The following is a 20,925-nucleotide window of genomic DNA, read 5'->3' as shown; positions in this document are numbered from 1 at the left end:
ACACCGCGTGCGCGATGTCATCAACGGAATCTACAATGGGCGGTCTTTCTTCCCCGGACCGCCCCCATGAAACTGCCCGCCGCCTGGCTGTGCTGCCTGTTGCTGACTTCGCCGGCCTGGGCCGCCGACACGGTGGTCAGCGGCAAGGTCTATCTTGAACGCGACGGCAAGCCCGGCCGCGGCGCGACCGACCCGGGCCTGGCCGGGGTGCAGGTCTCCAATGGCGAAACCATCGTCAAGACCGCCGCCGATGGCAGCTACAGCCTGCCGGTGCGCGACGGGCAGACGGTGTTCGTGATCAAGCCGGATACGTACTCGTTCCCGAAGGCGGCCGATGGCCTGCCCACGTTCTGGCGCCACTACCGCCCGGATGGGTCGCCGGCGCTGAAGTACGGCGGCATCGCCGCCACCGGGGCAGTGGACCGCGGCTGGGATTTCGCCCTGCAGTCCGACCGCCATGACAGCCGCCGCGGCTTCCAGATGCTGGTGTTCACCGATTCGCAGACGGCCACCCTGAAGGACATCGGTTACTACCAGCAGTCCATCGTGGCACCGCTGGTGGGCCAGACCAAGGCGCGCCTGGGCACCACCCTGGGCGACATCGTCAACGACGATCTGGGCCTGTACCCGGCCATCAACAAGGTCACCACGCAGCTGGGCGTGCCGTGGTTCCATGTGCCAGGCAACCATGACCTGGATTTCGACGCCGCCAACGACGACCACTCGCTGGACAGCTGGCGCAACATCTACGGCCCGGACACCTATGCGGTGGAAGAGGGCGGCGCCAGCTTCGTGTTCCTGGATGACGTGGTGTACGACCCCAACGCCAAGCCGAAGTACGTCGGTGGCCTGCGCGAAGACCAGTTCGCCTTCCTCGCCGGCTACCTGAAGGGCCTGCACAAGGACCGCCTGCTGGTGCTGGGCATGCACATCCCGTTGTTCGATGCAGCACCCGGTCGCGAGACGTTCCGCCACGCCGATCGCCAGCGCCTGTTCGACCTGCTCAAGGATTTCCGCAACGTGCTGGTGCTGAGCGGCCACAGCCACACCCAGCAGCACGTCTACCACGGCAAGGCCGAGGGCTGGCAGGGTGAGAAGCCGCTGCATGAGTACAACGTCGGTGCCAACTGCGGCGCGTTCTGGTCGGGCGTGAAGAACGCGGCGGGCGTGCCGGACAGCACCATGAGCGATGGCACGCCGAAGGGCTATGCGCTGCTGGACGTGGCCGGCAACGGCAGCTACCGCCTGCAGTACCGCGTGGCCGGTGCCCCGGCCAGCGACCAGATCGGCCTGCATGCGCCGAAAGTGCTGCGCCAGGGCGCCTACCCGGCGTGGGGCGTGTACGCCAACGTCTACATGGGCGAGGACACCAGCGTGGTCGAGTTCCGTGTCGACGGCGGCGCATGGCAGCCGATGAAGCAGGTCAGCCAGCCGGATCCGCGCCTGCTGGTCGAGAACGTGGCCGATGACACGGCCGATGCGCTGCGCGGCTATGATCGTTCGCCGGAGGCCACCGCCTCGCCGCACCTGTGGCGTGGTGCCCTGCCGACCAACCTCGAGGTGGGCAGCCATAAGGTGGAGGTACGCTCGACCCAGCCTGACGGTGCGGTGTTCACCGCCACCACCCGTTACAGCCTGCAGGCGGCGCAGCCCTGATGGGGCCCGGGCCGGGTGCAGGATCGCTGCACCCGGTCCCACAGCGTTGGCAAAGCACGTTCAATGCCTGAGAATCGACACGATTCAATCGATTCAAGCAGGCCAGTGTGAACGTTGCAGCAGCGTCCCCGGTTATTCCCGATCTGGCCACCAACACCGCTGGCAACAGTGGCATCCGCGGCGGTGACTCGCGCAGCCTGGTGGTGGCCGATGTCGGCGGTACCTTTGCCCGCCTGGCGCTGGCCGAGACCATGCCGGGGCAGACCCCGCGGCTTGGCAGCTACCGCACCTACGCCTGTGCCGATCATCCGAGCCTGGCCGCGATCCTCGCCGATTTCACCGCCAGCCTGGCGCAGCCGGTCGGTACGGCCGTGGTGGCCATCGCCGGGCTGCTCGATGGCGATGTGCTGATCAACGCCAACCTGCCGTGGACGGTCTCGCTGTCCACCACGCGGGCGCAGTCGGGCCTGCAGGAACTGCAGCTGATCAACGATTTCGAGGCAGTGGCGCTGGCCATTCCCTACCTGCAGGCCGACACGCTGGTGCCGTTGAACGGTGATGCGGACCCGGCGCAGGCGTTCCCCGCGCTGGTGCTGGGCGCGGGCACCGGCCTGGGCGCTGCGCTGCGCTTTGCCGATGGCGAGCGCCCGGTGCTGGCCAGCGAGATCGGCCACGCCGCACTCGGCGCCGGCAATGCGCTGGAGCTGCAGGTGCTGGGCAAGCTGCTGCAGCGCTGGCCGCATGTGGACAACGAGCGCGTGCTGTCCGGCAGTGGCCTGATGAACCTTTACCCGTGCCTGTGCGAGCTGCGGGGCGTGACGCCGCAGTGGACCAGCACCGAGGCCCTGATCGGTGCGGCCCGTAGCGGCGAGGATGCTCTGGCGGTGGAAACCCTGCAGGTCTTCTGCGCGTGGCTGGGCAGCCTGGCCGGTGATGCGGCCATCGCCGTGGGTGCGCGCTCGGTGTACCTGGCCGGTGGCATCTCTGCCCACGTGCAGGATTTCCTTGCCGATGGCCGCTTCCGCGAGCGCTTCCTCAACAAGGGTGTATTGACCGACGTGCTGCGGCAGGTGCCGGTGTGGCGCGTCGAGCATGGCCAGCTGGGCGTGCTGGGCGCAGCCGTCTGGCACGCGGCGCGCAGGCCGGCATAGCAACCAAGAAGGCGGCTGGCAGCCTGCCGGCGGCGGATCGGACGACGGAGGCGAACATGGTGGATCGCAGGCAGTTCCTGCAGGCCGGAGCACTGGCCGCAGGCATGGCGGCAATGCCGGGCGTGCAGGCACGCACGCAGGGCGGAGCGAAGGTCGTTTCAACCTGGGATTTCGGCGTTCCCGCCAACCAGGCGGCGTGGAAGGTGCTGGGCAGCGGCGGCAGTGCACTGGATGCGGTGGAAGCCGGCGCACGCTGGGCCGAGAGCGAGCTGTGCAACCCCACCGTCGGCCACTGCGGCAATCCTGATCGCGACGGCGTGCTGAGCCTGGACGCCAGCATCATGGATGGCGACGGCCGCTGCGGTGCGGTTGCCGCGCTGGTGGACATCCTGCACCCGGTGTCGGTGGCCCGCAAAGTGATGGAGAACAGCCCGCACGTGCTGCTGGTGGGCGAGGGCGCGCAGCAGTTCGCGGTGCAGCAGGGTTTCGAGCGCCAGCACCTGCTCACCCCGCAGGCTGAGGCGGCCTGGCGCGAGTGGCTGAAGACCGGGAAGTACCAGCCGCAGATCAACGCCGAACGCCGCAGCATCCCCGGCAGCAGCGACAACCACGACACCATCGGCATGCTGGCGCTGGACTCCAGGGGCAACCTCGCCGGCGCCTGCACCACCAGCGGCATGGCCTGGAAGCTGCACGGCCGGGTCGGCGACAGCCCGATCATCGGTGCCGGCCTGTACGTGGACAACGAGGTGGGTGCGGCCACGGCCTCGGGCGTGGGTGAAGAGATGATCCGCAATGCCGCCTCGTTCCTGGTGGTCGAGCTGATGCGCCAGGGACGCACGCCTGCACAGGCCTGCCGCGAGGCGATTGATCGGGTGGTGCGCAAGCGCCCTGAGGCCAGCAAAACGCTGCAGGTCTGCTTCCTGGCGATGAACAAGCAGGGCGAGGTGGGCGCGTACGCGCTGCATCGCGGCTTCGTCTACGCGGTGTGCGATGCGCAGCGCCAGGATGACCTGCGCGATTCGCCGTCGATCTACACGAGCGTGCAGGCGTGAGCGCACGCCTGGGGTTGGAGATCGCCAGCAACTCGGTGGCCTCGGCGCTTGCTGCGCAGGCCGGCGGTGCAGACCGCATCGAACTGTTCGACAACCTGGCCGAGGGCGGCACCACGCCGTCGTTTGCCAGCATCGCCATTGCCCGCGAGCGGCTGACCATTCCGCTGTTCGTGCTGGTGCGCCCGCGGGCCGGTGATTTCCATTACGACGCACTGGAAACCGAGCTGATGCTGCGTGACATCGCCCAGTGCCGGGCGCTGGGCTGCGATGGCGTGGTGGTCGGCGCACTGGATGCGCAGGGCGATATCGACCTGCCGTTATGCCGTGAGCTGGTGCAGGCCGCCGGGCCGCTGCAGGTCACGTTCCACCGCGCGTTCGATGCCACCCGTGATCTGTCCGCGGCGCTGGAGCAGGTGGTCGGCCTGGGTTGCCAGCGGGTGCTGACGTCGGGCGGGCAGGTCAGCGCCGAGGTGGGCAGCAAGGTGCTGGCCTCGCTGGTGGACCAGGCCGCGGGCCGCATCAGCGTGATGGCCGGCGCGGGCCTGGTCCCGTCCAACGTGGCTGCCGTGGCCCGGCAGACCGGCTGCACCGAACTGCACGCCTCGGCCAAGGGCCTGCGTCGCTCGGACATGCAGTTCCAGAACCCGGTGCTGCGCGGGCTTGACCCGGATTGGAGCCAGACGAGCACCGCGACGGTGGCGGCGTTGCGCAAGGCGCTGGACGCCGCGCGGTAACCCGCTCTTCTGTAGAGCCGAGCCGATGCTCGGCTGCTCTTTCCTCAGAACAACGGCAGCCGAGCATGGGCTCGGCTCTACACGGGATGCGCGCGGTCGAGCACAACAAAAAACGGCAGCCACCTGTAAAAGCGTGGCTGCCGTGGAGGACCGTTGTTTGGAGCCTTAGAACTTGTAGGTGGCGCCGAAGTAGATCTGTCGGCCCGAGTACAGGTTGGAGATCAGGCGGGACTGGGTGTCGTTGCCCAGGTAGATGCGCTGCTCGGATTTGGTGGCGTTGAGTACCGAGGCGGTGAAGGTCAGCGCTTCGGTGAAGTTGTAGGCCACGTTCAGGTCCAGCTGGTCGTACGGTTCGGTGTACTGGGTCATGCCATTGACCAGGCCGCCGACCACCTCACCACGACGGTTGTACGAGGCACGGGCCAGGAACCGGTCGGTTTCGTAGAACACCGTCAGGTTGGCCTGGTTCTTGGCGCTGCCCACCAGCGGCGATGCGCCGAGGTTCTCGCCGTTGAGCTCGATCGAGGCCAGGTTGGTGTCGTTGTAGGTGTAGTTGGCCTGCACGCCCAGGCCGAAATCGAAGGTGTACTGGCCGTACACTTCCACGCCCTGCGACACCGCGTCACGGCCGTTGGCCTGGGTGCTGTAGTTCTGCACCGTCACCATCTCGCCGCCGACTTCCATCTGCACGTCACGCACGATCGGCACGGTGAAGTTGCTGATGTCCTTGCGGAACAGGCCGACGCCGGCGACCGCGCCCGGCATGAAGTACCACTCCACGCCGAGGTCGTACTGGGTGGCCTTGAAGGCTTCGAGGTTCTTGTTGCTGCCGCTGCCTGCCCAACCCTCGGTCGGTGCGCCGCCAGCGACGCGGCGGTCATTGACGTACTCCGGGCTGTAGTAGCTCAGGCTGCCCGGAGCGGCGATGCTGGTGTAGCTCGGTCGAGCCACGACCTTCGACGCTGCGCCACGCAGGACCAGGTTGTCGGTGATGTCCCAGGCGATGTTGAAGCTGGGCAGCACGTCGGTATAGGTGCGGTCCGAGCCGATCAGCTCGAAGCTCTTCTCGCGGGCCAGGTTGTCGGGCAGGCGTACGAAACCACTCTCGCAGCCGTAGGTGGGGTAGGCCGCTGCCGCCGGATCATCGCAGGACATCGGTGCGCCGGAGGCGTTGTCCAGGAAGTAGTCGTTGAAGCGTTCGATGGAATCGCTGGACTGGGCGAACTGCTCGGTGCGCACCACGCGCACGCCGACGTTGCCGCGCAGGCGTTCGGTACGGAAGTTGGCCTGGAAGTAGCCCGAGTAGATCTTCTCGTTGACGTTGTAGACGAAGTCGTCCTCGACGCGGTTGTACGACTGGCCGTAGGTATTGTTCAGGTGGTCGATGTAGGCCGGGAAGTTGATGCCCGGGAACACGTTCGCGTTGAAGCCACCGGCGATGCCGCTGATCGGGTTGGACAGGAAGAAGCCCGGCTGGGCGATGCCGGCCGTGTTGTCACAGCCCGCCTGGTAGCGGCTGTCGTAGTCGGTCGGGTCGGCGCCCTGGCACACCCAGTAGGTGTTGCCGGTGTTGCGGTGGACCTTGCCGTCACGGTACTTGGCGCCGAACTGGATCGAGTCCAGCCAGCCGCTTTCGAACATCTTGGTGACGTCGGCCTGGAAGTGGTTCTGCTTGACTTCGGTCTGCATCCACGACGAATCGGTCGAGCCGGTGTCGACCTCGGCGATGCCATTCATCAGCACCTCCTGCAGGTTCGGCGAGACGGTCAGCGTCGGCGTGCCGGTCAGGTCCCATGCGGTGTACTGGTTGCCGGACTCCCACACGCCGTTGACGCGGCGGCGCGGCTTGGCCGACATGCGGAAGTTCATCGACGGGCCACCCTCGGACCAGGTGCGGCCACCGCTGAAGGAGGCCTTCCACAGCGGGCTGATGTCCCAGTCGATGGTCAGGTCGGCCGTCTGCGACAGCGCCTTTTCGCGGCTGTAGCCACCGGTCAGCTGCGGGGTCGGAATGGTGCAGTCGTCCGGTCCCCAGCCACCCGGGGCCAGGCCGGCGGCGGCGGCTTCGTCTTCGCTGCAGTAATAGGCCTTGCCCGGCAGCTTCTCGAACTGCGCACCGGTGACCACCGTGCCGCTGGGATCGAAGGTCAGGCCGTTGAGCAGGCGCCCGCCGGCCCAGTTGCCGTCACCGTTGTAGCGCGCCATGTTCCATTCGGGAACCTTCAGCATGTTCTGCGAGTAATCGCCGTCCAGCTGGAAGCGGAAGTAGTTGGCGGTCAGGGTCAGGTTGTCGATCGGCTTGAACTGGAACGTCAGCTGGCCGCCCTTGCGCTCGCGCTTCTCTTCCTTCACGGCGAAGTTCACCGAGGTGGGCATGAAGAAGTCGCTGTAGTTGTGGCCGAACTGGTCGTTGAAGCCGGAGTTGCCCCACCAGTAGTTGATGCCGCCCTGGGTGAGGGCGTTGCCGTTGACATCACGCGCGTCGACGTCGGTGCCGTACCACTGGTAGTTCTCGGTGCTCACTTCCATGGTGCGGCTGGTGCGCTTCTGCTGGGTCACGCCGACCAGCACGCCGAAGCGCTCGTCCTTGCTGTGCCAGGAGTACAGCGCCGACGCCTGCGGGTCGACGTCCTGGTGGGTATCGGACGAGACGCCTTCCAGGGTGACGTAGCCGGAGTTGGATTCCATTTCCAGCGGGCGGCGGGTGTGCAGGATGACCGTGCCGCCGATGCCGCCTTCGTCGATGCGTGCTTCCGGCGACTTGAACAGCTCTGCGCTGGACAGCATGTTTGACGGCAGCAGGGTGTAGTTGAACGAACGGCTGGCCTCGTCATTGGTTTCGGAGGTGGCGATGTAGTTGCCGTTCAACTGGGTCAGGGTGAGATCCGGGTCGAGGCCACGCACGCTGACGCTCTTGCCTTCGCCGCCGTCGCGGGTGATGACCACGCCCGGCACGCGCTGCAGCGAATCGGCGACGTTCTTGTCAGGGAACTTGCCAACGTCTTCGGCGGTGATCACTTCAACCACGGCATTGGCGTCGCGCTTCTGCTGCAGGCTCTTCTCGATGGCGTAGCGGTAGCCGGTGACCTGGACGCTGTCCAGGGTGGTGGCATCACTGCTGCTGGTGGTCGGCTGTGCGGTGGCCTGCTGGGCAGCGGCGCCGAGGGGCGCGACGGCTGCGGCCAGTGCCAGCGCGACGGCGAGCGACAACGTGTCGCGGCCGTGCGTACGAGTTGAATGCTTGATTGCCATCTCTCCCTCTCTCCTGGATTGATCCGGTGACTGACGCGGAACTTGAATCGATCTAATGTGTGATGCCGATTTTGCTTGAGCCGCGCGGTTGCCTGGTGCGGCGCGCTGGTGCTCGGGTACGTACTTGTTCCGGTTCCCAACGCCGGGCCATCCCCTGAATCCGCTTGGATCGATCTAAGCGATGGCGGGGCGATTTTTAGCATGGCTGGAGGGGTTGCGCATGCTGCTGCGCAATATTGCAGTGACGTGTCTGCAGAATGATGATTCGCTGAAATGCGCTGGAATCGTTTACATGCGCAAAAGGGGAGGGTGGTTCGGTAGGGCTTGCAGCCCTGCACCTGCTCAAGGCAACGGCCAAGGCCAGATCAAAAGCGGGCTATCCGTGGGTTGGCGGGGCGGTGTCGGATTGCGGGGACGCCGTGAACCCGTCCCTGGGGGCTTGGCCGCGGCATCCATGCCGCGGACACCCCGCAATCCGACACCGCCCCACCCCCGACAGGTTCACGCGGCTGTTGGTGGGTGCCGACCGTTGGTCGGCACGTCTGTCAGATATCGATATCCAACCTCGTGCCGACCAACGGTCGGCACCCACCATCGGCAGCAGGTTCCGACAGCCGCGGGAAACTGTCGAAGGCGGGGTGGGTCCGGTTGAGGGGGCGTGAGCGGCATGGATGCCGCGACCGAGCCTACATGGACGTATTTACGGCGCCCCCCTCAACCGGACCCACCCCGCCATCCCTCGGAATGCAGGCTTTTGAAGTTGACGTTGCCCTGGCTTGAAGCAGGTGCAGGGCTGCAAGCCCTGCCACGAAAACCCCCTTCTTTTGCTGCGGCGCAGAATGCATGGATGGGCGCTCCCTGCTTTACTTCAATCGATCTAAATCCGCCGGGGTGCGGATTTGTACCGATGGAAACGAGGAGTTCGGCCCGCCGTGGCCGGCGCCCCGCTGCCGCCCTGCCGCCAAGGAGTCCTGTCCGTGACCAGGTTGTCCCGCCGTCTGTCTGCCCGCCGCTCGCCGGCCCTGTCCCATCGCCCGCTGGCGCGCGTCGCCTGCCTGCTGGCGTTGGCCGTCACGCCCTGGCTGCAGGCCGCACCGGCCGCGCTGGAGCGCGAGGTCAATACCTTCATCGGCAGCAAGGATGACGGCAACACCTTCCCCGGCGCCTCGGCCCCGTTCGGCCTGATCCAGGTCAGCCCCATCGGCAGCCACTATTCCGGCTGGCGCTACGACGACGAAAAGATCCGCGGCTTCGGCCATTCGTTCCTGTCCGGCGCCGGCTGCTGGGAGCAGGGCGGCCAGGTCTCGATCCTGCCGGTCACCGGCAGCATCGGTCCGGGCGGCGATTTCGATACCGGCAACCCCAAGCAGTTCGACCACAAGGCCTACGCGTCCAGCTACACGCATGATGGCGAGGTCGGCCAGGCCGGCTACTACAAGGTGCGGCTGACCAGCTACGGCGGCATCGACGCCGAAGCCACCGCACGTACCCGCGCCGCAGCCGAGCGCTACACCTTCAGCCAGCGCAGCGGCGATGGCCACGTCATGATCAACGTCGGCCAGGCCAACGAGCGCCACTCGGTCATCGGCAGCGTGGTCGATGTGGTCGGCGACCGCGTGGTGGAAGGCAAGCTGGTCACCAAGAGCTTCTGCGGTGGCCACCAGTACACCACCTGGTTCCGCGTCGAATTCGACCGTCCGTTCAAGGCGCATGGCACCTGGGGCGAAACCGGTGGCCTGCCCAACGCGCGGCACAGCATGGAAGGCGAGCAGAAGCCGAATGGCGCCTGGCTCACCTTCGACCTGGCCAAGGGCCAGTCGGTCACTGCGGTGAGTGCGATCTCGCACGTCGATGCAGAAGGCGCACGTACCAACCTGCGCGCCGAGGGCATGCAGGGTGGGGCGCTGATCGGTTTCGACAGGATGCGTTCGCTGTCCCAGCAGGCCTGGCGCGAGCAGCTGGCGCGGGTGCGCGTGCAGGGCGGCAACGGCGATGACCGCACCGTCTTCTACAGCGCGATGTACCACGCGCTGCTGCAGCCGCTCACCGGCAGCGATGCAGATGGCCGCTACCGGGGCTACGACGATGGCATCCACCGCGCCGATGGCTGGACCTACTACGAGTACTTCTCGCTGTGGGATACCTACCGTGCGCAGAACCAGTGGCTGGCGCTGACCCGCCCGGACGTGGCCCGCGACATCGGCCGCACCCTGCTGGCCATCGACGAGCAGGGCGGCTGGCTGCCGCGCTGGGGCTACGCCAACTTCGAAACCAACATCATGACCGGCGACCCGGTCACGCCCTTCATGGTCGACCTGTGGCGCTTCGGTGCGCTCAAGGGCCGTGAATCGCAGGCCTGGGATGCGCTGCGCCGCAATGCCTTCGGGACGCCGCCGCTGAACTCGCGCATGGCCGGCCGCTCGGGCAACCCGACCTACCTGGACAAGGGCTACGTGGTCTATGACCGCGCGTTCCCGTCCAAGGGCATGGATGTCGATCCGCACCACGGCGGTTCGGCAACGCTGGAGTACGCCGTGGCCGATTGCGCGCTGTCGCAGATGGCCGATGGCCTGGGCCATGCCCAGGATGCGGTGACGCTGCGCGAGCGCGGCCGCAACTGGCGCAAGGTGTGGGATCCGCAGGTGCGTGATGCCGAGACTGGCTTCACCGGCTTCCCGCGCCCGCGCACCGAAGATGGCCAGTGGTACACCCCGGCCGACGGCCACTACAGCCCGCGCTCGCACCACGGGTTCCATGAAGGCACCGCGTGGCAGTACCAGTGGCTGGCGCAGCAGGACGTGCCGGGCCTGGTGGAAGCGATGGACGGCCGCGAACAGGCCGGCCGCCGCCTGGATGCGTTCTTCGCGATGGACGCGCTGCAGGCCGACCCGCTCAACGCCGCCCGCAAGGAGTGGGTGGTCGGGCCGTACAGCTACTACAACCAGTTCCGCTACAACCCCAACAACGAGCCGGACCTGCACTCGCCGTGGCTGTACACGCTGATCGGCCAGCCGTGGAAGACCGCCGCGGTGGTGCGTGCCGCGCAACAGCTGTTCACCAATGCGCCCAACGGCGTGACCGGCAACGATGACCTGGGCACGATGTCGGCCTGGTACCTGTTCAGCGCCATCGGCGTGTACCCGGCGGTGCCGGGCAGCGGCGAGTTCCTGCTGCACACCCCGCGCTTTGCCAAGGTGGAAGTGGACATGGGCAACGGCCGCACCCTGCGCATCGACGCACCGGGCGCCGACGGCCGCCGCCAGCAGTACGTGCAGGGCGTGCAGGTCGATGGCCAGGCCCATGCGCCGGTGTGGCTGGACTGGAACCGCCTGCAGCAGGGCCCCCGCGTGCGTTTCGCCCTCGACGGCCAGGCGCCGACGCAGGGCTGGGGCACCGCGGTGGCCGATCTGCCGGTCTCCTGGTGCGCTGCACCAGGCAGCCAGCTGCGATGATCGGCGCTGTGCCGTTCGAGGCAACCCAGCGAACGGCACGGCACGACAGCGTCACGATCCATTAGGCTTGAGGCTCCAGCGGAGTCCGGGAAGACGATGAACGACAACGGCGGCAGTTCCAGCAAGCGTTCCGGCAAGGCGGTGACGGTGACCGACATCGCCCGTGCCATCGGCGTTTCGCGCGCGACCGTGTCGCTGGTGCTGCGTGGCAGCCCGCTGGTCAACGTCGATACCCGGGCCAAGGTCGAGGCCGAACTGCGCCGCCAGCGTTATGTGTACAACCGTGCCGCGGCCAATCTGCGCCGGCGCACTTCGTCGAGCATCGCGCTGGTCATCAACGATCTGTCCAATCCGTTCTTCGCCGAATTCGCCTCCGGGGTGGACGAGGCGCTGGGCGGGCGCGGCTACGTCACCCTGCTGGGCAGCACCGGCGAATCGCCCGAGCGCCAGCAGGCCGTGCTGTCCACGCTGATGGAACACACCCCGGCCGGGCTGATCCTGTCGCCGGCCGAGGGCAGCGATGCCACCCTGGTACGCCAGGCGCTGGGCGCCAACGCCAACGTGCTGCTGTTCAACCGCGAGCTGGACGGTGCCGACTGGGACTTCCTGACCCTGGACAACCAGCACGGCGCCTACCTGGCCACCCGCCACCTGATCGAGCGCGGCCATCGCCAGATCGCGTTCTTCGGCGGCCACGCCGATTCCAGCTCGTGCCACCAGCGTCGCGCCGGTTTCCAGCAGGCCCTCGCCGAGGCCGGGCTGACGCTGCCGCCAGGCTGGATGATCGAATCGGCGCCGAACCGCCTGGAAGCCGCTGCGCGTACCGACGAATTGTTCGTCGATGGCCACCGGCCGAGTGCAGCGGTCTGCTACAACGACACCGTTGCACTGGGGCTGATGCTGGGCCTCAACTCGCGCGGCATCCGCCCCGGTGGCGATTTCGCGGTCACCGGCTTCGATGACATTTCTGAAGCCTCCGTGGCGGTGCCGCCGCTGACCACCCTCACCGCCGACCCGCGCGAGCGCGGCCGGCAGGCGGCCGCACTGCTGCTGCAGCGCCTGGACGATCCGGATGCACCGCCACGGCGCACCGTCGCCCCGGTGCAGCTGCGCATCCGCGAAAGCAGCGCCGCCCGACCCAACTGATTCCCTTCAACGCACACTCCTTCCACGCAACAACGACCTTCCGCGCATCGAGGCGCGAACCGCATGCCGATCTCCGCAACGCCCCGCCCATCGGGTTCCCCCGGCAACGCACCGGCCGTCACCAACGGCAAGGCACTGGCCGTGGTCACCACCATCTTCTTCATGTGGGGCTTCCTTACCTGCCTCAATGACATCCTGATCCCGCACCTGAAGGCGGTGTTCGAGCTGAACTACGCCAAGGCGATGCTGGTGCAGTTCACCTTCTTCGGCACCTACTTCCTGATGTCGCTGCCGGCAGGCCGCCTGGTGGCGGCGCTGGGTTACAAGAAGGGCATCGTGGCCGGCCTGTTGATCGCCGGCATCGGCGCGCTGGGCTTCTGGCCGGCGGCAGAGCTGCGCGAATATGGCGCGTTCCTGGGTGCGTTGTTCGTGCTGGCTACCGGCATCACCGTGCTGCAGGTCGCCGCCAACCCCTATGTGGCGCTGCTGGGTCCGGAACAGACCAGCTCCAGCCGCCTGACCCTGGCCCAGGCGCTGAATTCGCTGGGCACGGCCATCGCGCCGATCTTCGGCGGCATGCTGATCCTGTCCAACACGGTCAAGAGCGCCGATGAACTGAAAGCGCTGCCGGTTGCCGAACAGCTGGCCTACCGCACCGCCGAGGCACAGGCCGTGCAGGGCCCGTACGTGGGCCTGGCGGTGGCGCTGGTGCTGCTGGCGCTGTTCGTGTTCCTGTTCCGCCTGCCGGCGCTGAGCGATGCGACCGAACAGGCCGACCAAGGCCATCACCACAGCTACTTCGATGCACTGCGCAAGCGCCACCTGCTGCTGGGCGTGCTGGGCATCTTCTTCTACGTCGGCGCGGAAGTGTCGATCGGCAGCTTCCTGGTCAACTACCTGTCGATGCCGAGCATCGGCGGTTTCAGCGAACAGCAGGCGACCCACTACGTGTCGGCCTACTGGACGATGGCGATGATCGGCCGCTTTGCCGGCTCGGCCCTGCTGGCGCGCTTCTCGCCCAGCCGCCTGCTGGCGATCTTCGCGCTGGTCAACGTGGGCCTGCTGGCAACGACGATGATGACCTCCGGCAGCGTCGCGCTGTACTCGGTGGTGGCGATCGGCCTGTTCAACTCGATCATGTTCCCGACCATCTTCGCGCTCAGCATCGAGCGCCTGGGCCCGCTGACCAACAAGGGCTCCAGCCTGCTGATCATGGCCATTGTCGGCGGTGCCGTGGTGCCGTACCTGCAGGGCGTGCTGGCGGACCACATCGGTGTGCAGGCCAGCTTCATCCTGCCGCTGCTGTGCTACGGCTACATCATTTTCTACGGTCTGGTCGGCGCTCGTACGCCGGCCTCCGCAACGCAGGGAGGCTGAGTCCAGAATGGGTGCCATTGTCTGCTTCGGCGAAATTTTGATCGATCTACTAGCGCAGCCGCCGGCTTCGGCCGACACCCCGCGCGCGTTCCTGCAGTACGCCGGCGGTGCGCCGGCCAACGTGGCCGTGGCCGCTGCGCGGCTGGGTGCGAAGACCCAGTTCGTCGGCATGCTCGGCCGCGACATGTTCGGTGACTTCCTGGCCGAGAGCCTGGTCGAGCACGGCGTGGGTACCGACTACATCGTGCGTACCGATGCGGCCAAGACCGCGCTGGCCTTCGTCGCGCTGGATGCCGCAGGCGAGCGCAGCTTCAGCTTCTACCGCCCGCCGGCGGCCGACCTGCTGTTCCGTGACAGCGATTTCCAGGCCGCGTGCCTGGACAACGCGCAGTGCTTCCACGTCTGTTCCAACAGCCTGACCGAAGCGGCCATCGCCGAGGCGACCTTCGCCGGTATGGACCGCGCCCGCGCCGCCGGCGCGGTGGTCAGCCTGGACCTCAACCTGCGTCCGGCGCTGTGGCCGGCCGATGTCGATCCGACACCGTGGCTGTGGCAGGCGCTGGAGCGCGCCGACCTGGTCAAGCTCTCGCGCGAGGAACTGGACTACCTGGCCGCGCCGCATGGTGCCGAGGGCGACCAGATCGTCCTGCAGCGCCTGCTGGCTGCGCAGGCACGCTGGGTCATCGTCACCGATGGCGCCGCCACGCTGCACTGGTACACCCGTGAGCAGCAGGGCCAGGTCACCAGCTTCAACGTGGCCACGGTCGATACCACCGCCGCCGGCGATGCCTTCGTCGGTGGCGTGCTGGTCGGCCTGCTGGAGCGGGGCGGGGCCGGTGCGGGCTTCGCCGCGTTCTGCCACGACCCGCAGGCCATCGCTGCCACGCTGCGCTTCGGCGCTGCGGTCGGCGCACTGGCTGTTACCCGCAAGGGCGCGTTCGCCGCGATGCCCTCGCTCGATGAAGTGCAGCAGCTGCTGCAGGCACAGGACCTTCCCGCATGAGCACCTCGCCCGATTTCCGTTCGCCCGCGTTCCTGCGCGCACACATCGCCGACACGATGGCGTTCTACCACCCGCGCTGCATCGATCCGAACGGCGGTTTCTTCCACTACTTCCGTGATGACGGCAGCATCTACGATGCCAGCCACCGCCACCTGGTGAGCAGCACGCGTTTCGTCTTCAACTATGCGATGGCCTACCGCGAATTCGGCAATACCGAGTACCGCGAGGCGGTCGAGCACGGCGTGCGCTACCTGCGCGAGGTGCACCGCAACCCGGCCACCGGCGGCTATGCCTGGACCCTGCGCGATGGCAAGGTCGAGGACGACATGAACCACTGCTACGGCGTGGCCTTCGTGCTGCTGGCCTACAGCTGTGCGCTGAAGGCCGGCGTCGAGCAGGCCCGCGCGTGGATGGACGAAACCTGGCAGCTGCTGGAAGCACGCTTCTGGGAGCCGCAGCACGGCCTCTACAAGGACGAAGCCGATGGCCAGTGGAACTTCACCGGCTACCGCGGGCAGAACGCCAACATGCACATGTGCGAGGCGATGCTGGCCGCGTTCGAGGCCAGTGGCGAGCAGCGCTATGTCGAGCGCGCGCTGCAGCTGGCCGACAACATGACCCGCCGCCAGGCCGCCAAGGCCGGCGGGCTGGTCTGGGAACACTATGACGTGAACTGGGAGATCGACTGGGATTACAACCTGGACAATCCCAAGCACCTGTTCCGCCCGTGGGGCTTCCAGCCCGGCCACCAGACCGAGTGGGCCAAGCTGCTGCTGATCCTTGACCGCCACGTGCAGGCCGACTGGCTGGTGCCGACCGCGCAGCATCTGTTCGACGTGGCCGTCGAGCGCAGCTGGGACGAGGCACGCGGTGGCCTGTACTACGGCTTCGCGCCGGAGTCGCGCCGCCAGCCGGGCATGGACGGCGCGCCGATCGGCGGCGACAGCTTCGTCTGCGACGACGACAAGTACTTCTGGGTGCAGGCTGAGACGCTGGCCACCGCGGCGCTGATGGCCAAGCGCACCGGCGATGACCGCTACTGGCAGTGGTACGAGCGCATCTGGGCGTATTCGTGGGAGCACTTCGTCGACCACCAGTACGGCGCCTGGTTCCGCATCCTCGATGCCGACAACCGCAAGTACAGCGACGAGAAGAGCCCGGCCGGCAAGGTGGATTACCACACCATGGGCGCGTGCTACGAAGTGTTGAACGTCGTTCGTTGAGATCTGCCGCGCTGCGCGCTCGCCGGACGTGGTCCGGCGCTACCGTGGCGTGTTGCATTGGTAGCGCCGGGCCATGCCCGGCGGAAATCCCAGGAGCATCACGTGCATCGTCTTTCCCTCGTTGTCCGTCTGCTCCTGCTGCTGGTCGTGGCGGTTGCATTCCCTGTCGCCGCCGCGCCGCTGCAGGCGCAGTGGGAATTCCGCCTGCTGCCCGGCGATGCGCAGGGTGCCGCCCACCCCGGGCTTCAGCAGTGGCGGACGGCCACGGTGCCCGGCAGCGTGCACACCGACCTGCTGGCCCACGAACTGATCCGCGATCCCTACGTGGGCGCCGCCGAAGCGGAGCTGCAATGGATCGGCCTGGCGAGCTGGGAGTACCGCGCACGCTTCGACGTGGATGCGGCGACCCTGGCCAAGCCGAATGCCGAACTGCGCTTCGACGGGCTGGACACCTATGCCGAGGTCACCCTCAACGGCAAGCCGCTGCTGCGCGCGGACAATGCACACCGCACCTGGCACGCGCGGGTGGAAGGGCGCCTGCAGGCGACGGGCAATGAACTGCTGATCGTGTTCCGCTCGCCCATCCGCACGCTGCTGCCCGGCGTACAGGCGATGCCGCACAGGATCGCCGGCAACTATCCCTCGCCCTATGGTGATGAGCCGAAGGATGCGATGGTCGGCAACTTCGCGCGCAAGCCGGCCTATCACTTCGGCTGGGACTGGGGCCCGCGCTATGTCACCACCGGTGTCTGGCGTGGCGTGGACCTGCAGGCCTGGGATACGCACCGGCTGACTGACCTGGCCGTGCGCACCGATGCACTGGACAGCCGGCAGGCGAAGCTGGCGGTGCTGCTGCAGGTGGAGCAGGGCAATGCCGCCGGTTCGGCCGTGGTGGATGTGGACGTGCGCGACCCCGAGGGCCGCAGCGTGGCCCAGGTGCAGCGTACGGTGCTGCTGAAACCGGGCGCGAACACTGTCGAGATTCCCGTTGAACTGGCTGATCCGCGGCGCTGGTGGCCGGTCGGCCACGGCGCGCAGGACCGCTACAGCGTGCAGGCACGCCTGGAGGGCGGGCGTTCCGCTGAACTGGCGCGCGAACAGCGCATCGGCCTGCGCACCGTCGAGCTGCGCCGCGAGGAAGATGGCAAGGGTGGGCAGGGCTTCGCCTTCGTCATCAACGGCGTGGAGATCTTCGCCAAGGGCGCCAACGTCATTCCGTTCGATGCGTTCCCCGCCCGCGTTGATCCTGCGCGGCTGCGCCAGGTGCTGACCGCCGCGCGCGACGCCAACATGAACATGCTGCGCAACTGGGGCGGTGGCTACTACGAGGACGACGCGTTCTTCGACATCGCCGACGAGCTGGGCCTGCTGGTCTGGCAGGACTTCATGTTCGGCGGCGGCATGCAGCCCGGCTACGATCCCGCGTTCCGCGCCAGCGTGGTGGCCGAGGCGCGCGACAACGTTCGCCGCCTGCGGCACCACCCCAGCATCGTGCTGTGGTGTGGCAACAACGAGGAAGAAACCGCCTGGAAGGACTGGGGCCACGGCCGTGACCTGAATGCGGCCGACCCGGCATTCGCAGCGAAGGTGTGGCAGGGCTATGTGGACCTGTTCGGCCATGATCTGCGCCAGGTCGTGGGTGAGGAGGGCCTGGGCGTGCCGTACTGGTCCAGCTCGCCCAGCAACGACCTGGACGAAAAGGCCAACGATTCCACCCGCGGCGACAAGCACTACTGGCAGGTCTGGGGCAATCCGGCGCTGCCGGTGCAGGCGTACCTGCACGAGACCCCGCGCTTCATGTCCGAGTACGGCCTGCAGGCCTGGCCGGCGGTGGCGACGGTGGACCAGATCGCGAGCCGTGACGAGCAGGGCATCGACAGTCCGGTGATCCGTGCCCACCAGAAGTTCATGGCAGGCGAGGGCAACAGCCGGCTGCTGCACTACATCGCGCTGGGCTATGGCACGCCGAAGGACTTCGAGGATTTCGTCTACCTCAGCCAGGTGATGCAGGCCGATGGCATTGCCCTGGCGGCATTGCACCACCGTGCATCGCGGCCGTACACGATGGGTTCGCTGTACTGGCAGCTCAACGACGTGTGGCCGGGCGCATCGTGGTCCAGCGTCGATTACTACGGGCGCTGGAAGGCGCTGCACTTCGCTGCACGGCGCTTCTTCGCGCCGGTGACCGTGGCAGCGCTGCGTGATGAAGGCAGCACGCGGGTGCGCCTGATCAACGATGGTGCGGCGGTGCAGGCGACCTGGCGGCTGCGGGTGATGGACGTGGACGGCAAGGTACTGCGCCGCCGCGAAGTGCCGGTGAGCCTGGCCGCGGCGGGCGTCACCCCCGTGGGTGACTTGGCCGATGCCGAACTGCTGGCAGGCGCGGACCCGAAGCGCACCGTGGCGGTGTTCGAGCTGCTGCAGGAGGGCAAGGTGAGTGCACGCCAGGTGGTCGGCTTCGTGGAGGCCAAGGACCAGGTACTGCCGCGGCAGGCTTTGAAGGCGGTGCTGGCCATCGACGGCGACCATTACCGGTTGCGCCTGCAGAGTGCGGCCTATGTGCGCGCGGCGTGGATCGACTTTGGCGCGCTGGACGTGCAGGTGGAAGACAACCTGCTGGACCTGTTGCCGGGCGATACCCGTGACATCGCCGTACGCGGCCCGGTGGATCTGGCGACGCTGCGCGAAGCGCTGAAGATCAAGACCCTCAACGATCGTTGAGCGTGATCGGGTGGGTGCGGACCGTTGGTGGTGGGTGCGGACCGTTGGTCCGCACGCCTTACGGGTTACAGCTGGATCTGCTGGAAATTCTCGACGCGGTCGTGGCCGTTGGCGGCCTGGCCGGTGCGCGGCATCGGGTAGTCCTCCAGGCGGTCGATCAGGCGCGTCTGCAGGCCAGCCTCGCGGGCGGCATCCAGTTCTTCCACCACGTCCGACAGGAACAGGATCTCACCGGCCGGCACGCCGATCGCCTGCACGATGTTGCGATAGCTGTCCGCCTCGCGCTTGCCGCCGATCTCGGTATCGAACCAGCCCGATACCAGCGGGCTCAGGTCGCCTGCATCGCTGAAGCCGAAGAACAGCTTCTGCGCCGGCACCGAGCCGGAGGAGTACACGTACAGCGGCAGGCCCGAGGCATGCCAGCCCTTCAGCACCGGCGCCACTTCCGGGTAGAAGTGCGCGGTGTAATCGCCGCGGCGGTAGCCGGCATCCCAGATCAGGCCCTGCAGGGCCTTCAGCGCAGTGTGCTTGCGGTCCTGGTCGATCCAGCCCTGCAGCGTCTCGGCCACCAGGCTGTCCTGGCAGGCGCCACCGATCTCGGTGGCCACCGCATCCAGCCAGCGGCGCACCTCCGGCTGCTGGCCGTGTTCGGCCACGAAGGCCGGCAGGGCCTGGCGGGCATAGGGGAACAGCACGTTCTTGACGAACGAGATGCTGCTGGTGGTGCCTTCGATGTCGGTCAGGATGACGCGGGGCTGCATGGATCAGGACGCCTGGGTGGGAACGTAACGGGGGAATTTCTGCGCAATGTCGGTGCCGGTGAAGTGACCGACCCAGCCGTCCGGCTCGGTGAAGAAGCGGATGGCCACGAAGCTCGGCTCATCGCCCATGTCGAACCAGTGGGTGGTGCCGTCCGGCACGGCGATCAGGTCATCCTTCACGCACTCGATCTCGTAGACCTTGTCACCCACGTGCAGGGTGAACAGGCCCGAGCCTGCGACGAAGAAGCGCACCTCGTCTTCCTTGTGGAAGTGTTCGTCGAGGAACTTCTTGCGCAGTTCGGCGCGGTTCGGGTTGTCCGGGGCGATCGACGCCACGTCCACGCTCTTGAAGCCGCGCTCGGCGACCAGGCGGTCGATGTCCGCACGGTAGGCAGCGAACACTTCGTCCTGGCTGGCGCCCGGCGCGACCGGCGCGGTGGCCTGCCAGCGCTCGAAGGTGACGCCGATCTTCTGCAGTTCGGCCGCGATGATCGCGCCGTCCTGGGAATCCAGCAGCGGTGATTCGGGATGGGTGTCGTCGTAGATGCGCAGTCGGCTCATGGCGGCAGCTTGAACGTCTCGGGGGGAAGACAGGGTAACAGGGTGGTGAAGGGCGGCAGATTCCGGATTGGAATCTGCACCCCGGCGCCGGTTCAGCCGCGCAGCTTGCGCAGTTCCAGCTCGCAGTGGAACAGGAACTCGAAGGCTTCCATGTGGCGGCGTGCTTCGGCCATGTCGCGGCCCCAGGCATACAGGCCGTGGCCGTCGATCAGGTAGCCCCACAGGGGCTGGGTGTCGAGCAGGGCATCGACCTGCGCCGACAGCACGTTCATGTCCTGGGTATTGGCGAACACCGGCACGTCGATGGCCATTTCGTGGGTGCTGTTGCCGGCGAAGGCCTTCAGCAGCTCGTAGCCTTCGATGCGGATGTGGCCCTGCGGCGCGTACAGGCGCGAGGCGATGGTCTGCACCGGTGAATGGGTGTGCAGCACGCAGCCGATTTCCGGGAAGCGGCGGTACAGCTGAGTGTGCAGCAGGGTCTCGGCGGACGGGCGCAGCGGGCGGCCGACGGCGAGGCCGTCGAAATCCACCACCATGATGTCGTCCTCGATGAGGCGGCCCTTGTCCTTGCCCGAGACCGTGATCGCGGCGTGGCGGTCGTCCAGGCGGTGGGAGAAGTTGCTGCTGGTGGCCGGGGTCCAGCCGGCGTGGGCCAGTTCGCGGACGTTGTCGATCAGCAGCTGGGCCAGTTCGCTCAGGCGCGCGGTGTCGTAGGGGAAGGTGGGGGCGTTCATGCGGTCGATTTTACTGGATTCGGCCAACGGCTGAGCCCCTCGTGGCGGGTTGGTCGGGTTGATTCCTTGGGTGGGCCGGCCGGGGGGGGGGGGGGGGGG

At 67.3% G+C, this 20,925-nt stretch carries 14 protein-coding genes; 10 read left to right on the top strand and 4 right to left on the bottom strand.

All coding sequences use genetic code 11. From position 1 onward, the window contains the following. Positions 1–66 precede the first annotated feature (66 nt). The 4 genes from AC3WL7_RS18295 to AC3WL7_RS18280 all read left to right on the top strand — a co-directional run bounded on the left by AC3WL7_RS18295 (position 67) and on the right by AC3WL7_RS18280 (position 4,596). Entirely contained in the window at positions 67–1,656 is a 1,590-nt protein-coding gene (locus AC3WL7_RS18295; protein ID WP_079221710.1) for a calcineurin-like phosphoesterase C-terminal domain-containing protein, read from the top strand. Between the two features lie 143 nt (positions 1,657–1,799). Then, a complete protein-coding gene (locus tag AC3WL7_RS18290) occupies positions 1,800–2,807 on the top strand; it encodes a glucokinase (RefSeq protein WP_492752302.1) in 1,008 nt (335 codons plus the stop codon). 56 nt (positions 2,808–2,863) lie between these two features. Beyond that, complete coding sequence (locus AC3WL7_RS18285) at positions 2,864–3,862, top strand: glycosylasparaginase (protein ID WP_492752279.1); 999 nt, start codon at positions 2,864–2,866, stop codon at positions 3,860–3,862. Then, positions 3,859–4,596, top strand: a complete 738-nt coding sequence (locus tag AC3WL7_RS18280) for a copper homeostasis protein CutC (RefSeq protein ID WP_492752277.1) — start codon at positions 3,859–3,861, stop codon at positions 4,594–4,596. The genes AC3WL7_RS18285 and AC3WL7_RS18280 overlap by 4 nt, the downstream gene beginning before the upstream one ends. A gap of 165 nt (positions 4,597–4,761) precedes the next feature. Here the strand turns inward: AC3WL7_RS18280 and AC3WL7_RS18275 are convergent, their stop codons facing one another. Then, positions 4,762–7,848: a TonB-dependent receptor gene (locus AC3WL7_RS18275; protein WP_492752275.1), complete on the bottom strand. Its 3,087-nt coding sequence runs from the start codon at positions 7,846–7,848 to the stop codon at positions 4,762–4,764. Between the two features lie 977 nt (positions 7,849–8,825). On the opposite strand from AC3WL7_RS18275, the gene AC3WL7_RS18270 reads away from it, so the two are divergent. The 6 genes from AC3WL7_RS18270 (at position 8,826) to AC3WL7_RS18245 (ending at position 18,770) form a co-directional block, all read left to right on the top strand. Next, positions 8,826–11,300, top strand: coding sequence for a GH92 family glycosyl hydrolase (locus tag AC3WL7_RS18270; protein ID WP_492752274.1), 2,475 nt, complete (start codon positions 8,826–8,828; stop codon positions 11,298–11,300). Between the two features lie 96 nt (positions 11,301–11,396). After that, positions 11,397–12,446 (top strand): LacI family DNA-binding transcriptional regulator, encoded by a 1,050-nt coding sequence (locus AC3WL7_RS18265; protein ID WP_079221715.1) that lies wholly within the window; start codon positions 11,397–11,399, stop codon positions 12,444–12,446. 63 nt (positions 12,447–12,509) lie between these two features. Next, positions 12,510–13,823 carry an L-fucose:H+ symporter permease gene (fucP, locus tag AC3WL7_RS18260; RefSeq protein ID WP_200734322.1) on the top strand — a complete coding sequence of 438 codons (1,314 nt, stop codon included), beginning with the start codon at positions 12,510–12,512 and terminating at the stop codon, positions 13,821–13,823. A 7-nt stretch (positions 13,824–13,830) separates the two neighbouring features. Beyond that, on the top strand, positions 13,831–14,826 hold the full coding sequence (locus AC3WL7_RS18255; protein ID WP_492752272.1) for a carbohydrate kinase family protein: 996 nt from the start codon (positions 13,831–13,833) through the stop codon (positions 14,824–14,826). Next, positions 14,823–16,049: an AGE family epimerase/isomerase gene (locus AC3WL7_RS18250; protein ID WP_492752270.1), complete on the top strand. Its 1,227-nt coding sequence runs from the start codon at positions 14,823–14,825 to the stop codon at positions 16,047–16,049. Before AC3WL7_RS18255 ends, AC3WL7_RS18250 begins: the two co-directional genes overlap by 4 nt. A 102-nt stretch (positions 16,050–16,151) precedes the next feature. Continuing rightward, on the top strand, positions 16,152–18,770 hold the full coding sequence (locus AC3WL7_RS18245) for a beta-mannosidase (RefSeq protein WP_492752268.1): 2,619 nt from the start codon (positions 16,152–16,154) through the stop codon (positions 18,768–18,770). 65 nt (positions 18,771–18,835) lie between these two features. On the opposite strand, the gene mtnC is transcribed toward AC3WL7_RS18245, so the two are convergent. The 3 genes from mtnC to AC3WL7_RS18230 form a co-directional block, all read right to left on the bottom strand. Beyond that, positions 18,836–19,531 (bottom strand): acireductone synthase, encoded by a 696-nt coding sequence (gene mtnC, locus AC3WL7_RS18240; protein ID WP_295519348.1) that lies wholly within the window; start codon positions 19,529–19,531, stop codon positions 18,836–18,838. A 3-nt stretch (positions 19,532–19,534) separates the two neighbouring features. Further along, positions 19,535–20,092, bottom strand: a complete 558-nt coding sequence (locus tag AC3WL7_RS18235; RefSeq protein WP_079221721.1) for a 1,2-dihydroxy-3-keto-5-methylthiopentene dioxygenase — start codon at positions 20,090–20,092, stop codon at positions 19,535–19,537. A gap of 92 nt (positions 20,093–20,184) precedes the next feature. Further along, entirely contained in the window at positions 20,185–20,826 is a 642-nt protein-coding gene (locus AC3WL7_RS18230; protein ID WP_108770673.1) for a methylthioribulose 1-phosphate dehydratase, read from the bottom strand. Positions 20,827–20,925 lie beyond the last annotated feature (99 nt).

This window comes from Stenotrophomonas sp. FW305-3-2-15-E-LB1 (genome assembly GCF_058787375.1).
This window is presented reverse-complemented; position numbering and strand designations above follow the sequence as displayed.

Bases quoted from the DNA above. Each gene is read 5' to 3' on its own strand.
- AC3WL7_RS18295 (WP_079221710.1), top strand. From the start codon at position 67: ATGAAACTGCCCGCCGCCTGGCTGTGCTGCCTGTTGCTGACTTCGCCG.
- AC3WL7_RS18285 (WP_492752279.1), top strand. From the start codon at position 2,864: ATGGTGGATCGCAGGCAGTTCCTGCAGGCCGGAGCACTGGCCGCAGGC.
- AC3WL7_RS18275 (WP_492752275.1), bottom strand. From the start codon at position 7,848: ATGGCAATCAAGCATTCAACTCGTACGCACGGCCGCGACACGTTGTCG.
- AC3WL7_RS18265 (WP_079221715.1), top strand. From the start codon at position 11,397: ATGAACGACAACGGCGGCAGTTCCAGCAAGCGTTCCGGCAAGGCGGTG.
- fucP (WP_200734322.1), top strand. From the start codon at position 12,510: ATGCCGATCTCCGCAACGCCCCGCCCATCGGGTTCCCCCGGCAACGCA.
- AC3WL7_RS18255 (WP_492752272.1), top strand. From the start codon at position 13,831: ATGGGTGCCATTGTCTGCTTCGGCGAAATTTTGATCGATCTACTAGCG.
- AC3WL7_RS18250 (WP_492752270.1), top strand. From the start codon at position 14,823: ATGAGCACCTCGCCCGATTTCCGTTCGCCCGCGTTCCTGCGCGCACAC.
- mtnC (WP_295519348.1), bottom strand. From the start codon at position 19,531: ATGCAGCCCCGCGTCATCCTGACCGACATCGAAGGCACCACCAGCAGC.
- AC3WL7_RS18235 (WP_079221721.1), bottom strand. From the start codon at position 20,092: ATGAGCCGACTGCGCATCTACGACGACACCCATCCCGAATCACCGCTG.
- AC3WL7_RS18230 (WP_108770673.1), bottom strand. From the start codon at position 20,826: ATGAACGCCCCCACCTTCCCCTACGACACCGCGCGCCTGAGCGAACTG.